Origin of the sequence: Allokutzneria sp. A3M-2-11 16, from assembly GCF_024213555.1 — a bacterium.
GTDB lineage: Bacteria > Actinomycetota > Actinomycetes > Mycobacteriales > Pseudonocardiaceae > Allokutzneria.
The window spans coordinates 14,943-30,347 of record NZ_JANAVO010000001.1; the positions used below are offsets into that span (position 1 = coordinate 14,943).

The following is a 15,405-nucleotide window of genomic DNA, read 5'->3' on the forward strand; positions in this document are numbered from 1 at the left end:
TCCGTTCCTTTCGCCCCGCGCCTGCGAACATGCGAATGCCCTCTGCTCGCGCAAGCGATGAGGGCGCCAGGAAGCCTACATCGGCGACCGGGGTGCGGCGGACCGGAACGAGGTCTGGATCGCGAGAAAGCGATCCGCGACACTCCGATGATGCTCGATCCCGCAGGCAGATCTTCGGCACTACCCAGCCCTGTGATGCCGGTGTGAGGCGGATGCAGCATGCTGGGGCCTGACATGAACGCGCCCGTCGAAAACCAGCCCGCCGACGCCGCCGAGCGCCCGGGGCAGCGGCGCGGTCTGCGGCGGCTGTTGTCGCTGATGATGAGCAAGGCGTGGCAGGACAACATCTTCTCCGAGGCCGCCGAGGCCGCGTTCTGGCAGACGCTCTCGCTGCCGCCGCTGCTGCTCGGCCTGCTCGGCAGCATCGGCTACGTCGCGGAGTGGTTCGGCACCGAGGTGGTCCGCGCGGTGCACGAGCGGATCCTCGCCTTCACCGGGAAGATCTTCACGCCGGAGGTGGTCGACGGGATCATCGGCCCGACCGTGCAGGAGATGCTGACCAAGGGCCAGGGCGCGCTCGTGTCGATGGGCTTCCTGATCTCGCTGTGGGCGGGGTCCTCGGCGACGGCGTCGTTCATCGACGCGATCACCGTGGCGCACGAGCAGTACGGGGTGCGCAACATCGTCTGGCAGCGCATCCTCGCGCTGCTGCTCTACCTGGTCACCCTGGTGCTGTTGATCATCGGCCTGCCGCTGCTGGCGCTCGGCCCGGAGTGGCTGCCGACGCTGTTCCCGATCACCTGGCAGCCCACGGTCGAGGACCTGGTCGGCCGGTTCTACTACCCGGGGACGGCCGCGATCCTGGTGCTCGCGCTGACCACGCTGTACAAGCTCGCGCTGCCCAGGAAGCTGCCGTGGCACCGCGGGCTGCCCGGGGCGATCCTGGCGATGGTGTTCTTCCTGGTGTCCGCGACCGGGTTGCGGCTCTACATCAGCTCGATCAGCGGCACCGGCTTCACCTACGGCGCGCTGGCCACCCCGATCGCGTTCCTGCTCTTCGCGTTCTTCATCGGCCTGGCGATCGTGCTCGGCGCGCACCTGAACAACGCCATCCAGCAGCTGTGGCCGGCGAAGATGACCGGCCGGGAGCGGCGCAAGTGGCGGCGGCTGGAAATGGACCGGGCCGCCCAGAAGCTGCGAGCCGACGCCGAGCACACCCAACGCGCCGAGGACGAGTCCGGCGCCCTCGAAGCACGCCGCCTGACCCGCGACCTCCCCCCGGTCTCCTCCCCCGCCGACACGCACGCCACCGAACCCGTGCACCGCAAAACCTGACACCCCCTGCCACTTTTTCCCGTTTCGTACTCTTAACGGGAATGAGAGCGCTCTCTTCGCAGGCTATGAGTACGAAACGGGGAACTGACCACCGCGCGTGAGTGGAGTGGGGCGCGGAGGCGGTGTGGGCGTAGGGGGATTCTAGTTGGTCAGGGGGAGTGAAGGGGTGGTGTGGAGCAGGGCTCGTGCGGCGGAGGCCAGGTCGGCGGGGGCGATGTCGAGGCACGAGACGGTTCCGCGGACCAGGCGGGCGCGGACGAGCCGCGGGCGGGTGTCGTCGGCGCGGTCCGCTCCGCCATAGGCGATCGCCACCGGAGTTCCCACCGCCTCGGCCAGGTGCATGGGCCCGGAATCGTTGCCCACCAGCACTTCCGCGCGGGCGATCACGGCGGCGAGGACCGCGACGCTCACCGGCTCCAGTGTGCGTACCCCGGGGTGCCGGGCGCGCGAGACCACCTCGGCGATCAGGTCGCGTTCCCGGGGTGAACCCGTGACGAGCACGGGAAGACCGCTGTCCGCGAGCATCGCCGCGGTGGTGGCGAAACCCGTTGCGGAGTAACGAAGCTCGTCGCGCGTGCACCCGGGGGTCAGCAATGCGAACGGCGCGGTCCGGCCCGCGAGCGCGACGTCCGCGGCGGCCCGCGAGCGCTCCGGGATGTCGACGTGGACCACGGCGCCCTTCGCGGGAACTCCCAGTCCGTGCAACAGGTGCAGGGCGCGGTCGACCTGGTGCACCGGTCCCTCCGGGGGCCGGACGCAGTGGGAGGCAACGACTCCCCCGCTCTCGGCGGAGTGCACGGCCCGGACGCCGATGCCCGCGAGCAGCCCCGCGTGCGCCGCGGCCCAGGGCGACTGCGTGGCGGAGGTGAACACGATCATGGCGTCATAGCCGCGATTCGCCAACGAACCGATCAAGGCCTGCTCCTGCCAGGCGCACCGGCGGACGTCCACGGCGGCGGTGGCGGAGCGGTCGTACCAGGACGGCGTCCCCACCACCACGCCGTCGAGCGTGGCGACGAGCTCCCGCGCGGCGGCCCCGCTCGGCGAGGTCAGCAGGTCGAGCCTGCTGTGCGGCGCCGCGGCCCGCAACGCGCGCAGAGCGGGGGTGAGCATCAACGCGTCACCAAGATTGCCCGGCCGTACAACCAGAATCCTGCCGAAGTCCGTCCAGTCCACGTGGGACTGAACCTTTGTGATCGCTTGGGCCGCCGCGGCCGCGGGGCGCGGCGCCGGCATGTGGAAGGTGGCGGACACGGTTCACCTCTTGGGCGAGATGGGTGCGTGCGGGAGGCACACGCTCCCTTCAATGCCCGTTCCGCCCCCGGTCAAACCGATGCGATACCCCGTACGGAGGCACGCTGGTTGTGTGCCGCGACGGAGGTCTCTACGGTGGGAGGAACAGCGGTTGACAGACAGCCGCGGTCGGAGGGGCCGTGCGCCCATCCCCAAGGCCGATGGCGGACGCGTGCGACGTGAGAGACCCCCATCGCCGTATCCCTTTCCGTCCCATCGGCCCTGACGGAGGAGGCAACGTGACCGAGAACCGCATCCATTCCGTGAACGGCGCGGAGACACTGCTCCCCGGCCTTCCGGAGCCCGGCGTGCCGCAGGCGGACCAGCTGATCGAGCTGTCCGTGCGCAGACCGGCGACGGGCGTGGTGGTGCTCGGCGTCAGCGGTGAGATCGACATGTTCACCACCCCGTTGCTGCGCAGCGCGCTCGACGAGCAGCTGACCGCGAAGAACGACCGGATCGTGCTGGACCTGAGCCAGGTGAGCTTCCTCGGTTCCAGCGGCCTCGCGGTGCTGGTGGACTGCCTGCACCTGGCCGAGGACAACGGCGTCGGCTTCTGCCTCGTCAGCTCGACGCGTTCCGTCGAACGGCCGCTGAAGGTCACCGGTCTAGGTGACGTCTTCAGTACTTTTCCCAGCGTGAGTGCCGCATTGGCGGCCTGATCCCGCATCATCGGGTTTGAACGCGAACAGGCTTGGAAACACGAAAATACGCACCGTCCGCTCAGCCCCCCGCGGCGGTGCCCATGATCGGGCCGACCGTCTACGGACGGTCGGCCTGTCCACTCCCCGAGTGTTCCCCGCGAGTGCCGCCGTAAACACTCACACGAATTCGGCGACCGCCTGGCGGTAGAGCCGCACGGTGTCCTCGGCGACGCGGTCCCAGGAGTACCTGGCGCGCACCCGGTCGCGGCCCGCCGCGCCATAGGACTGCGCGGTCACCGGGTCGGCGAGCACGTGCGCGAGCACCTTCGCCAGTGCCTCGGGGTCCTCCGGGGGCACGAGCCGCCCCGTGACGCCGTCGATCACCAGGTCCGCCAGCACCCCGACCTCGCTCGCCACCACGGCGGTCTCGCACGCCATGGCCGCCGACACGGTGAGGCCGAAGGGTTCCTCGGCCGGGCAGCACACCAGCGCGTCGGCCGAGCGCAGCAGGGCGGGCAGCTCGCCGTCGGGCAGCGGGCCCGTCAGGTGGAACCGGTCCGCGACGCCCTCGGCGCGGGCCAAGGCGAACAGCCGCCGCGCCTCCGGACCTGTCCTCATACCGCCGACGAGCACCAGTTCGGTCTCCGGCAACGCCCGCAGCGCGTGGATCACGGTGTCGAAACCCTTGTGCGGCACCAGGTCTCCGACGCACACCAAACGGTGCGCCGCGCCGCGCTCTGCGACGGGGCCGTCCGGGGTGAAGTGCTCCGGATCGACTCCGCACGGCACGATGGAGATCATCGAGCGCGGGATGCCGCGCCGGATCAGCTCGTCCGCCTCGACGGAGCTGGTCGCGGCGACGCGCACGGCCTCGCGGCCGACCAGCCGTTCCAGCTTCGAGCGCTGGGCGGGGACTCCGGTGTCCGTAGGCGCGCTGAGCGCCTGGAATGTTTGCACCACAGGCACTTTCGCCTCGCGCGCGGCCAGCGCGGCGGCGATCCCGGCCGACCAGTAGTGCGCGTGCACCACGTCGGGCCTGCGCCGGGTCCACTGCGCGGCGAGGTGGCTGCCGAACTCGCCGAGGTGTTCGACGACGTCGTCGGGGGCGAGCTCGCGCGGGGGTCCCGCGGGCAGGCGCACGACGGTCAGGCGGGCCGCGACCTTGGTCACCGGCTCCTGCTTCGGATCGTCGGCGCGGACATAGACGGTGACGGTGTGCCCGGCCTTGGCCATGCTCGTGGCGAGGGCCGCGACGTGCGATCCGGCCGAGTGCAGCGCGGGCGGCGCGTCCGGCCCGTCGTGGCCGGGCGGTCCGTCGTCGAGGGAGACCAGCGCGACGCGCAGCGGCGGCAGCTCGGCCTCGTCGGTGGGGGTGGTCGGCTTGTGCGTGTCGGGGGAGATCATGTGGTGGACTCCAGTGCATCGGTCACGAGGGCGATCCGGTGCAGACCGGCTGTCGCGAGGGCATCGCGCACGGGGCTGGGTTCCGGGGCGGCGAGCACCAGCGGCCTGCCCGCGGCCGCCGCGGCGTCGGCGACCGAGAACAGGGCCAGCACCAAGCCCTCGACGTCACGACCGGCGCCGGAGAGGTCGAGCTGGAGCGGGAACACGCCGCCCCTCGCCGCGGTGAGCAGGCCACGGCGGACCGCGGGCGCGCTGGCCGCCGGGAACTCCCCGGAGACCTCGACGCGCACCACCTCACCCGTCTTGGTGACCCGCAGCTCGTACCCGCCGGGATCGCTGCGCCCGTCGCCCGGGGCCCGGCTCGGCCGCTTGCACAGGGTGATCACGGTGCCGTGTTCGCCCCGGTGCACCAGGACCTCGTCCATCGACTCGCGCATGATCAGCAGGCCGCGGCCCCGGCTGTGGTCGGCGATCGGCGGGTACCGCCAGCGGCCGTTGTCGGAGACGGTGACCCGGATCGCTCCGCCGCCGCCCGCCTCCGCCGTGACGGTGACCAGCCCGCCGTCGCGGCCACCGTGGTAGCCGTGCTCGACGGAGTTGGCCGCGGCCTCGCCGACCGCGAGCACGAAGGCGAACGTGTCCTCTTTGGACACTCCGGAGGCGGCGAGCCAGGCGGCCAGCTCCCTGCGCAGCACGGAGAGCTGCCCCGGTTCGGCCGGGACGCTGAGGGCGAACGGTCCGCCCGGCCGTCCGGAGGGGGTGAAGGCGAAGGCCACCACGTCCCCGGCGTCGGGCAGGGACCAGGACGTCCCGGTGAGCCGGTCGCACAGCGCGCGCGGGTCGGGTCCGCGGTCGGCGACGATCGACGCGGTGACCCGCTCCAGTCCGGGGTGGCACCGCGCCAGCTCCATGGAGTACTGCAAGACGGTTTCCCGCAGTCCCACGGTCTCCACCGTCTCCCGGCCCAGGTCCAGGTATCCCGTCGCCAACGGGCCACCCCGGCTGCCGATGAGCTGGCGGACCCCACCGGAGTCGGTGATCACCAGCACTCCGGGGTGCCCGGCCGCGGCGCAGCGCAGGCTCCTCGTCGCGGGCTCGAAAACGGCGAGGCACAGCGTGGTTCCCGCGGCTTCGGGGGCGTACCCGGCGTAGCGGTGCAACGCGAGCATGGTCTCGGCGGGACCCCGTCCTTGGAGGAGCTGCGTCGTCAGCGCGCCCCGTAACCGCTCGACGACGGCGGCGGCCACCTCCTCGGTCGGCTGCCGCGGGACCTGGCCGATGACCAGGGCGATCCGGTCGTCCAGCGGGAGCACGTCGTGCCAGTCCCGCCCCGGCGTCACCCGCCCGGGGCGAAGCCCTTTGGCGAGTCGCATTCCAGCCGGATCGGGCTGTTCGAGGGCCTGCCGCGCGAACTCCGTGGCTGTCACCACGCCGATTCGCTGACCGGGGCGGTCGGTGGCTCCACGTCCATCGGTCCACTCCATGCTCGTGTACGGCGATCTGCGGTGGCTGGCTTCCCGTGAAAGGGGGTGACAAAACCAGGTGTCGAGGTCGCCCTTATTGGGTAGTAAGCCGGGGACGGTGGGCGTCCCGGCAGTCGGGCAGGATCTAGGAGCCCTAGCCGTGCCCCGCCACCCACGACCGACCACGAGGTGCAGAGTGACCGTGTCTCCTTCCGAGCCCGCGATGGCCGAACCGACCTTCGCACCCGCGCCCATCGAGGTGCGGGTCAGCGCCAACGCGGCTCACCTGTCCGTCGTCCGCGCGGTGGCCGCGGACCTGGCGATGCGGGAGGACTTCGATCTCGACTCCATCGCCGACCTGAAGCTGGCCGTGGACGAGGCCTGCTCCACCCTGATCGGCGTCGCCACCCGCGGTGCCGCGCTGAGCTGCCGGTTCAGCCCCAGCGCCGGACGCGTCGTCGTCGACGTCAGCGTCCTGGCCGACGAGCCGCACGAACCCAAGCAGGACACCTTCGGCTGGCGGGTGCTGAGCACGCTCGCCGACGAGGTGACCGCGTCGACCACACCCGCGGACAGCGGCAAACACCTCGTGCGGATCGAGCTGTCCAAGGCGAGTGGGACGGTGGTAGGCGCGTGAGTTCACAGGCGGAGCAGACCAAGGGCGGGTACGAGCAGTACGCGCCGGTGTTCGCCGAGCTCGCCGCGCTGGACCCCGACGACCCCGCGCGCTCGGAGCTCCGGGACAAGCTGGTCACCGGGCACCTGCCGGTCGCCAAGCACATCGCCCGCCGGTTCGCCAACCGCGGCGAGAACCAGGAGGACCTGGCCCAGGTCGCCACGCTCGGGCTGATCAACGCGGTCGACCGGTTCGACCCGGAGCGCGGCGTGGACTTCCTGTCCTTCGCGGTGCCGACGATCATGGGCGAGGTGCGCAGGCACTTCCGGGACACCAGCTGGGCGGTCCGGGTGCCGCGGCGGCTCAAGGAGATGCACCTGTCGATCAGCGCGGCGGTCGGTGAACTGTCGCAGCGGATGGGCCGGGCGCCGACGCCGAGCGAGATCGCCACGCACCTCGGCGTCTCCCGCGAGGAGGTCTTCGAGGGCCTTGAGGCGACCAACGCCTACCGCAGCGCGTCACTGGACGACATGCTGCTCGGCGAGAACGACGGGGTATCCCTCGGCGACGCGCTCGGCGAGGAGGATGAGGGCATGGCCGACGTGGAGCGGCGCGAGTCCTTGCAGCCGCTGCTCGAACGCCTGCCCGAGCGCGAGCGGACGATCGTGGTGCTGCGGTTCTTCGGCAACATGACGCAGACCCAGATCGCCGACCGCGTCGGCATCTCGCAGATGCACGTGTCCCGGCTGCTGTCGCGAACCCTGGCCAAGCTCCGCGACGCCCTCGACGAGGAGTAGCCGCCCCGCCTCCGCCAATGTCGCGTTTGGTGCGTTTGAGTGCCCTGAATGAGTCATTGAGGGAGTTAGACGCCCTGAATGAGTCATTCAGGGCGTTCAAGTACCCCAATGACTCATTCAGGGCTTAAGCGGTGGGGTCAGCAGGTGCGGGTCCAGGTGCACTCGAGGTCGGTGTGCGGGTTCGGGGTGCCCGCGGAGCGCGGCGCGGGGATCGGGAGGGATCGGTCGGCGGCGCCGCGGTAGTTGGCCAGGCGCACGACGATCGCGTCCTCGATGCCGGACGGCTTCGCGGTGAGGTAGTTGTTCATCAGCGACGCGAACACCAGCTTCTCGCCGTTGGCCGCGGTCACGTAGCCGGAAAGGCCGGTCACCGAGGTCAGCGAGCCGGTCTTCGCGTGCACGTTGCCCTCGGCGGGCGTGCCCTTCATGCGGTTGCGCAGCGTTCCGCCGACCATGCGGTCGGGCTTGCCCGCGATGGGCAGGGACTCGTACCACGCGGCGAACCACGGCTTGCTCTGCGCGGACACCAGCAGGTTGCCCAGCTGCTCGGCGGTGATGAGGTCGAACCTGGACAGCCCGGAGCCGTCGACCATGCGGTAGGCGTTGGCGGGCATGCCCATGCCTGCGAGCTTCTGGGACATCACCTCGAGGCCCGCGGCCCACGTGCCCTGGTTCTTCTCCTTGCGCCCCATGGCCTTCACCAGGGCCTCGGCGTGCATGTTGTTGGACAGCTTCATGAACGGCACGATCAGCTCGGCCAGCGTCATGGAGCTGTGCGTGGCGACGGCCTTCGCACCCGCGGGGGTGGCACCGCGGCCGACGTCCTTGCGGATGACGTTGATTCCCTTGGCCGCCAAGGCTTTCGTGAACACGTCAGTGGTGTAGGCGGTGGGGTCGTCGACCGTGGAGTAGTCCTCGGCGGGTGCCGCGACCGTGCCGGTGACGACGATCTTGGAGCCGCCGTGCTCGCGCTCGACCGAGAGGGAGTTCGGGGTGCCCGGCGCGGCGGAGACGGTGCGGTTGTCGACGGTGACCACGCTCGTCGCGGGGCTGAGCCGGATCTGCGCGGGCTTGCCGACCGCGCCCGGTTGTGCTTGCACGAGAACGGTTCCCGCGTCGAAGTCGGCGTTGGGCGCGAGGGTCAGCGCGGAGATCTGCGCGCTGTAGTAGTAGGGCTCGTCGTCCCACGCCCACCCGGTGCCGAGCCGCACGCTGTCGAACCAGCTGTCGTCGGCGACCACGCGGCCGGTGACCACCTTGATCCCGGCGCGGGCGAGCTGGTCGGCGAGCGAGTTGAGGTCGGCCTCGCGCAGGGTGGGGTCGCCGGTGCCGCGCAGGTGGAGGTCGCCGAGGAGCACACCGCCCGCGGTCCGCGCGCTGGTCAGCACCTCCGTGGTGAAGCGGTGGCCCGCGCCGAGGGTCTCCAGCGCGGCGGCGGAGGACAGCAGCTTGCCGTTGGAGGCGGGGTTGAGCCTGCCGGTGGCGCCCCGGCTGTAGAGCACCTCGCCGCCCGCCGCCTTGCGCACCACCAGGCCGAAGTGCGCCCCGTTGAGCGCGGGCGCCGCGAGGATGCGGTCGAGGTCCTGGCGGAGCGCGTCCTGCCCGGTCGGTTCACCCTGGGCCGAACCGCTGACCAGGCCGACCAGAAGCACCGCGACCACGCCGGAAGTGAATCGCCAACGCATTACGCCTCCTGTGATGTGAGGAGGCGACGGTACTAGGCGAAGGCGGTGTTCACTGCATCCGAATGCAGTGAACACCGCCGGTGCTTGATAACGAATCAGCAAGCGCCGAGGGACTCCCAAACGCCCCATTGGCCGGTGCTGCCCGGCTCCTCGCCCTTCGTCCACCACTTCGCGCGCCACCGCTGCCCGACGACGTGCGAGACGGTGTTACCGCCGCCGTACTCCTTCGCGCGGTCCCACGGCGCGTCAGCGCACAAGGGCGGCTTGGAAGAAGTAGTCGTCGGTGGCGGAGTCGTACTGCCACCTCGCGCGTAGTCCTGCGAAATCCCGTATGTCTTGCCGCCGAACGTGATCGTGTAGTTCGACGGCCCGGAGATCGGCAGCTGGTAGCTCAGCGCCACGTCCGCGGTGGCGCCGGGGGCGAGGTTCTGCCAGCTCGGCAGCTTCATCGACACGCGGTGGAAGTCGCCCTTGAGCCCGCCGATGTTGTTCGGCCCGGTGTGGTCGCTGCGGATGATCGACAGCGTCCAGCCGGACTGCTGCGCCATGCTCGGCGGCGCGGTGGTCGGGTAGTCGAACTGCAGCTCCGCCCCGCCCGGGATGGTCTGCGCCGAGGAGTTGGTGATCCGCATCTTCGGGCTGATCGGATAGTTGTTGTCGCCCAAGGGGAACTCGACGAAGTCGACCTTGACGTCGAGCCGCTCCGCCGGGGACGCCCGCGGCGACTTCTTGTTGCCGTACGGCCCGGCCGCGGCGAACTTCTGCTTGATCGTGTTGGTCAGCGTGGTGCCGATGTAGTTCTCGCCCTTCGCCGCGTTCCACGCGTAGTCACCGGCCAGCTCCCAGATCATGATGCCGCCGATGCCCTTGTTCGCGACGTAGTCCGCCTTGGCTCCGATCGAGCGTTCGTCCTCTGTGGACAGGAAAACCTTCTTGTCGTTGTTCCACAGCCAGGGCGCGGTGAGGGTGCTGTCGTAGTGCGAGGTGTAGGTTCCGGTCAGCCGGTCCTCGGGGTCGGTCGCCGGGTCGAGGCCGTACTGCCCGATGTAGCTTCCCGCGATGCCGCGCTCCAGGTTTTTCGTGTGCCACAACGGGTTGGAGCCCGCCCCGAGTTCTCGACCGTTCTCCTTGTCGTGCCAGATGTTGTCGATACCCCGCGCTCCGTCACCGCAGGCGGTCAGACCTTGCGGGCAGTTGGTGCCGACCGCGGTCCCCCACAAACCGTTGGTGCCACCGACCACGTTGCGATGACCACGGCTGTAGAACGGAACGCCGATGTTGATCCGTCCACTTTGGACTCCGCCACGGAAGTAGTGGTAGGCCCAGTCGGTGTTGAGGTAACCGATCCCGCCGTACTGGGGCGCTCCGTAGACACCGCCCGCGGCGAGCTCGGCGTCCTTGCCGTCGTCGTAGAGCGAGGCGTTGGGGCCGACGAACTTGTTCCAGGCTCCGTGCAGGTCGTAGGACATGATGTTGACGTAGTCGAGGTACTGCGTGGCCTGCGAAACCTCCATGCCGCGCAACAGCCAACCCGACGCGGGCGCGGCCACGGTCAGCATGTAGTACTTGCCGTCAGTCACCGCGGCGGCGTCCAGCTTCTCCCGCAACGTCTTCATCAGCACCTGGTAGCTGCGGTTGAGCCCGGCACGGCGTGCGTTGGCCAACTGGAAGTCCAGGGGATTGCCCGCGTCCTTGTTGGAGGTCGGGTACTCGTAGTCGATGTCGACGCCGTTGAAGCCGTAGGTGCGCAGGAACTGCACGGTGGAGTCGGCGAAAGCGTTGATACCAGCGGTGTTCACGCTGTTGTCGGCGTTCGTGGTCATCGAGTAGAAGCCGCCGCTGTCGACGCGGTCACCGGCTTCGTTGATGTAGCCGCCCGTCTCCGCCCAGCCACCGACGGAGATCAGCGTCTTCACGGCGGGGTTCTGCTTCTTGTACTTCGTCAGCAGGTTGAAGTGGCCCTTGTACGGCAGCGTCGGGTCCAGCTCCGCGCCCGCGACGCCGGGCCATTCCATGCCGGTCGCCGGGTTGTTGGCGTTCTGCGCGCCGACAGAAATCCGGTTCTGCTCGTTGACGTGTGCGAAGGCGTAGTTGATGTGCGTGAGGTTGTTCCACGGGATGTTGTTGACCAGATAGGCGGGCTGGTTGTTCTTGCCGTGCCGCCATCCCGTGAAGTAGCCGATGACGCGCCGATCGGCGCCCATCTTCTCGCGCCCCTCGGTGTCGTAGTTCAGGCAGTACGGCGTGTCCACGCCACCGGTGCGGTACAGGCCATCGGGACGGCAGTCCTCGTTCAGCGCGGAAGCGGGAGAATTCCCCACTGCCACAAGCAATCCGGACAACAGCGCGACCACGGCTGCGCCAACCGCAGTTCTCCGAGCCACGAATCACCTCCATTGGTGTCGTGGCGGCGGAGGTGGTGCTGGCGAGGACCGTAAGCGGCCCCGGCCGACTCCGTCAATAGGTCTGGACCACTTGTGACCGGGCGGCGGAATGGTTGCCTGCCAACGGATCAGCGCCGATCCCCGTGGTCCGGAACCGGCCGCGGTAGGCCACCGGGGGCACACCGAGCACCCGGATGAAGGCCCGGCGCATCGTCTCCGCGGTGCCGAAACCGCAGAGCCGCGCGATGTTCTCCACCCCGTCTTCGCCGTTCTCCAACAGCCCTCGCGCCGCCTCGACGCGCGTCTGCTCGACGAACTGCGCGGGACTGATCCCCATCTCGCGACTGAACAGCCTGGTGAAGTGCCGGACGCTGAGCATCGCCCGCGCGGCCATGGCGGGCACCGAGTGGTCCTGCCCCGGCGTGAGCGCGACGGCGTCGAGGACCTTGCGCAGCGGGGTGTCACAGGTGACCGGGAGCTGAGCGCCGGCGCTGAACTGCGACTGCCCACCGGGACGCTGCAGGAACACCACCAGGGACCTCGCGACGCGGCGCGCGGTCTCGGGCCCCATGTCGCGCTCCACCAACGCCAGCGCCAGGTCGATGCCCGCCGTCACCCCCGCCGACGTGGCGACCGGCCCGTCCCACTCGAAGATCGAGTCCGGCTGGACGACGACCTTGGGGTGCGACGCGGCGAGGCGCTCGCACCAGCTCCAGTGCGTGGTGGCGCGCCTGCCGTCGAGCAGCCCGGACGCGGCCAGCAGCAACGCGCCCGTGCACACCGACACCACGCGGCGCGCGCGGCGGGCGACACGGCGGACCTGCGCGGCCTGTTCGGTGCGCACGAACGGCTCCCGCCCGGAGCCACGGACAACGGAGCCGGTCACGACGAGGGTGTCGATCTCCCCGTCCACCTCCTCGATGGCGAGGTCGACGCGCAACCGGACACCGGCCGTGGTGCACACGTCCCGCCCGCCCGGTGAGGCGAGCCGGACCTGGTACGGCCCGCCGTAGCGCGCCGCGACTGTGAACACCTCCGTGACACCGGCCGCGTCGAGCAGCGGCACCCCGTCCTCGACCAATACGACGATCTTTCCAAGCACGGTGACCAGCCTGTCCGCTTCCGCCCGCGCCAACGCAGAGGGACATCCCCGATATTTCCCTGAGATGACCCCGGGAAGCCCGTTTCGTCCTGATCACCCGCGCAATGCTGGGCCGACCCGATCGGAAGGAATCGCATCGTGAGAAGGACCGGAGCGGCCGTGCTCGCATTCGGCGTGGCACTCACCGCGGTGCCCGCGACCGCGACCGCGACCGCCGCACCTGCCCTGGACTGGAAGCGCTGTGCCGAGGACAGCACGTCCCAGTGCTCGGCGCTGACTGTGCCGCTGGACTGGGCGAACTCCAGCGGGAAGATCGAACTGGCGGTCTCCCGCGCCCCCGCGCGCGACCCCGGACGGCGGCTCGGCGTGCTGATGTTCAACCCCGGCGGCCCTGGCGCGGGTACCGCGGAGACAGTGGCGAAATGGGCTTCGACATCCTTCCCCGCCGAGATCCTGGATCGATTCGACGTGATCGGACTCGATTTCCGGGGCACCGGGAGAACCACGCCGGTCCAGTGCGCTCTGCCCGCGCATGATCCCCTTGCCGACCGCTTTCCCACGACAGCGCGGGGTGTGGCGCACTTGGCCAAGTCCAACGCGGCGTTCGCGGAGTCCTGCGTCGCCAAGACCGGCCCGGCGATGGCCCACCTCGACACCGCGACCATCGCGCGCGACATGGACGCGTTGCGGGAAGCGTTGGGCGAGAAGCAGATCAGCTACCTCGGCATCTCCTACGGCACCATGCTCGGCCAGGCGTACGCCGAGCTCTTCCCGCACCGGCTGCGCGCGCTGGTGCTCGACGGGGTCGTCGACCGCTCGCTGTCGACCGCGCAGATGTTGAGGGACAACGCCGAAGCGACCCAGGACGGCTGGGCGTACTTCGTTGACTGGTGCGCCCGCGAGGTTTCCTGTGCGCTGCACGGAAAAGACGCGCGGCAGGTGCTGCGTGAGGTGATCGCGCGTGCCGAAAGCGGCGAGCTGAAGGCGGGCAACAGGAACGTGACCGCACGCGAGGTGCAGGCGAGCGTGACGGGCTCGATGAACCTCGCGGGCCTCCTGCCCAAGCTGGCGCAGGGCTTGCTCGCCGCATCGACCGGCGACGGCTCCCAGGTCAGCGAGGGCATGTTCAGCTCGCCGATCTACCCCTCGTACCGGTCGATCATCTGCCAGGACGTGCCCGCGCGGTTCGACGTGCCCACGGCGGTGCGCGAATCGCGTGCCCTGAACCCGGAACTCGGCGGGTACTCGGAGTTCTGGGACATCGCCTCCGGCTGCCTCGGTTGGACGCAGCCCGTGCGGTGGAGCCCGCACCCCTGGCGCACCGCTCCCCCGTCGACCCTGCTGGTCTCCGGGGAGCACGACGTGGCGACGCCGCGCGAGTGGGCGGAGAACGTGCGCCGGCAGATCCCGGGCAGCCACCTGGTGACGTGGAAGGGTTTCGGGCACGCGTCCTGGAGCGCCAACAACCGCTGCGCCCACCTGGCGATCAGGAACTACCTGCTGTCCCTGGCCGCGCCCGCCGCGCAGTGCTGATCACCGACACTGAATCATCGGGCGCAGACCGGCACCACTGACCGCCGTAGTGTGCCGGTCTTCAAGTACGCCCCACCCCCTCCCCAGAGGTCTCAAACCGCCCCCAACCCCTGCCGAGGTTGGGGGCGGTTTTCGGTGATCGTTTGCGGGGTTCGTAGTACTTGAAGACGTCCGAACCCGGCTGGGAGGTGAGGCGCCGGTCAGCGGCGGACCGGGCGGAGCAGGCCCTCCTGGACCACGGTCGCGATGAGGCTGCCGTCCCTGGCGAAGAAGCGGCCGTTGGCCAGGCCGCGCCCGCCGGAGGCGCTGGGCGACTCCGAGTCGTAGAGGACCCACTCGTCGGCCCGGAACGGGCGGTGGAACCACATCGCGTGGTCCAGGCTCGCGCCGATGACATCGCCCCAGTACACGCCGTGCCGCGCCAGGACCGAGTCCAGCAGGGTCATGTCCGACATGTACGCCAGCAGGCACACGTGCAGCAGGTTCTCGTCCGGTACCCGGCCGTCCGCCTTCATCCACACCTGGCTGCGGGCGGGACCGGGCTCCCCGGTCAGCCACGGCGGGGTGGTCACGTGCCGGATCTCGATCGGCCTCGGCAGCTTGGCCCACGGACCGAGCTTGTCCTTGTACGGCTGGACGAACTCGCCGTAGGTCGGCAGCGAGTCGGGGTCCGGCACCTCCGGCATCTCGTCGCCGTGGTCCAGCCCCTCCTCGGCGAGCTGGAACGACGCCGACAACGCGAAGATCGCCTTGCCGTGCTGCACGGCCACCACGCGGCGGGTGGTGAACGAGCGGCCGTCCCGGATGCGGTCCACCTCGTAGACGATCGGGACGCTCGGGTCCCCCGCGCGGATGAAGTAGGAGTGCAGCGAGTGCACCCCGCGCTCCGCGGGCACGGTGCGGCCCGCGGCGACCAGGGCCTGACCGGCCACCTGGCCGCCGAAGACGCGCACCGGCGAAGCCTCGGGGCTGACCCCGCGGAAGATGTTCTCCTCGATCCGCTCCAGGTCCAGCAGCGCGACCAGGCGGTCGAGCACGGGCTGGCCGTGCGGGACGCCGTCGGCGGCCAGCGGGACCGGGACGGTGGAGGAGGTCCCCGCGGGGTCCGCCGCCGCGGCTCTGGCGACTTCGGTCACGGGGAGCTCCTCA

12 protein-coding genes are annotated in these 15,405 nt (G+C 70.2%); 5 read left to right on the top strand and 7 right to left on the bottom strand.

The features are described 5' to 3' along the window. Positions 1 to 219 precede the first annotated feature (219 nt). Positions 220 to 1,335 (top strand): YihY/virulence factor BrkB family protein, encoded by a 1,116-nt coding sequence (locus NLX83_RS00080; protein ID WP_374118606.1) that lies wholly within the window; start codon positions 220 to 222, stop codon positions 1,333 to 1,335. 141 nt (positions 1,336 to 1,476) lie between these two features. Here the strand turns inward: NLX83_RS00080 and NLX83_RS00085 are convergent, their stop codons facing one another. Continuing rightward, the gene (locus tag NLX83_RS00085) at positions 1,477 to 2,511 is read right to left on the bottom strand and encodes a glycosyltransferase family 9 protein (protein ID WP_254232795.1); all 1,035 of its coding nucleotides are present in this window, start codon (positions 2,509 to 2,511) and stop codon (positions 1,477 to 1,479) included. A gap of 356 nt (positions 2,512 to 2,867) precedes the next feature. Between NLX83_RS00085 and NLX83_RS00090 the strand changes: the two genes are divergently transcribed. Continuing rightward, a complete protein-coding gene (locus NLX83_RS00090) occupies positions 2,868 to 3,290 on the top strand; it encodes an STAS domain-containing protein (protein ID WP_254232796.1) in 423 nt (140 codons plus the stop codon). Between the two features lie 159 nt (positions 3,291 to 3,449). On the opposite strand, the gene NLX83_RS00095 is transcribed toward NLX83_RS00090, so the two are convergent. Beyond that, a complete protein-coding gene (locus tag NLX83_RS00095) occupies positions 3,450 to 4,676 on the bottom strand; it encodes a glycosyltransferase (protein ID WP_254232797.1) in 1,227 nt (408 codons plus the stop codon). Continuing rightward, complete coding sequence (locus NLX83_RS00100) at positions 4,673 to 6,160, bottom strand: ATP-binding protein (RefSeq protein ID WP_254232798.1); 1,488 nt, start codon at positions 6,158 to 6,160, stop codon at positions 4,673 to 4,675. The genes NLX83_RS00095 and NLX83_RS00100 overlap by 4 nt, the downstream gene beginning before the upstream one ends. Before the next feature lie 175 nt (positions 6,161 to 6,335). On the opposite strand from NLX83_RS00100, the gene NLX83_RS00105 reads away from it, so the two are divergent. Beyond that, positions 6,336 to 6,776, top strand: a complete 441-nt coding sequence (locus NLX83_RS00105; RefSeq protein WP_254232799.1) for an ATP-binding protein — start codon at positions 6,336 to 6,338, stop codon at positions 6,774 to 6,776. Further along, on the top strand, positions 6,773 to 7,552 hold the full coding sequence (locus tag NLX83_RS00110) for a SigB/SigF/SigG family RNA polymerase sigma factor (protein WP_308209247.1): 780 nt from the start codon (positions 6,773 to 6,775) through the stop codon (positions 7,550 to 7,552). The genes NLX83_RS00105 and NLX83_RS00110 overlap by 4 nt, the downstream gene beginning before the upstream one ends. A gap of 137 nt (positions 7,553 to 7,689) precedes the next feature. Here NLX83_RS00110 and dacB read toward each other — a convergent pair whose 3' ends face one another. The 3 genes from dacB to NLX83_RS00125 all read right to left on the bottom strand — a co-directional run bounded on the left by dacB (position 7,690) and on the right by NLX83_RS00125 (position 12,723). After that, a complete protein-coding gene (gene dacB / locus NLX83_RS00115; protein ID WP_254232800.1) occupies positions 7,690 to 9,237 on the bottom strand; it encodes a D-alanyl-D-alanine carboxypeptidase/D-alanyl-D-alanine endopeptidase in 1,548 nt (515 codons plus the stop codon). Between the two features lie 95 nt (positions 9,238 to 9,332). Further along, complete coding sequence (locus tag NLX83_RS00120; protein ID WP_254232801.1) at positions 9,333 to 11,621, bottom strand: chitinase C-terminal domain-containing protein; 2,289 nt, start codon at positions 11,619 to 11,621, stop codon at positions 9,333 to 9,335. 73 nt (positions 11,622 to 11,694) lie between these two features. Next, entirely contained in the window at positions 11,695 to 12,723 is a 1,029-nt protein-coding gene (locus tag NLX83_RS00125) for a GlxA family transcriptional regulator (protein WP_254232802.1), read from the bottom strand. Positions 12,724 to 12,861: 138 nt separating this feature from the next. On the opposite strand from NLX83_RS00125, the gene NLX83_RS00130 reads away from it, so the two are divergent. Further along, positions 12,862 to 14,256, top strand: a complete 1,395-nt coding sequence (locus NLX83_RS00130; protein WP_254232803.1) for an alpha/beta hydrolase — start codon at positions 12,862 to 12,864, stop codon at positions 14,254 to 14,256. Positions 14,257 to 14,456: 200 nt separating this feature from the next. On the opposite strand, the gene tesB is transcribed toward NLX83_RS00130, so the two are convergent. Continuing rightward, positions 14,457 to 15,392, bottom strand: coding sequence for an acyl-CoA thioesterase II (gene tesB / locus NLX83_RS00135; RefSeq protein ID WP_254232804.1), 936 nt, complete (start codon positions 15,390 to 15,392; stop codon positions 14,457 to 14,459). Positions 15,393 to 15,405 lie beyond the last annotated feature (13 nt).

Bases quoted from the DNA above. Each gene is read 5' to 3' on its own strand.
- NLX83_RS00095 (WP_254232797.1), bottom strand. From the start codon at position 4,676: ATGATCTCCCCCGACACGCACAAGCCGACCACCCCCACCGACGAGGCC.
- dacB (WP_254232800.1), bottom strand. From the start codon at position 9,237: ATGCGTTGGCGATTCACTTCCGGCGTGGTCGCGGTGCTTCTGGTCGGC.
- NLX83_RS00100 (WP_254232798.1), bottom strand. From the start codon at position 6,160: ATGGAGTGGACCGATGGACGTGGAGCCACCGACCGCCCCGGTCAGCGA.
- NLX83_RS00080 (WP_374118606.1), top strand. From the start codon at position 220: ATGCTGGGGCCTGACATGAACGCGCCCGTCGAAAACCAGCCCGCCGAC.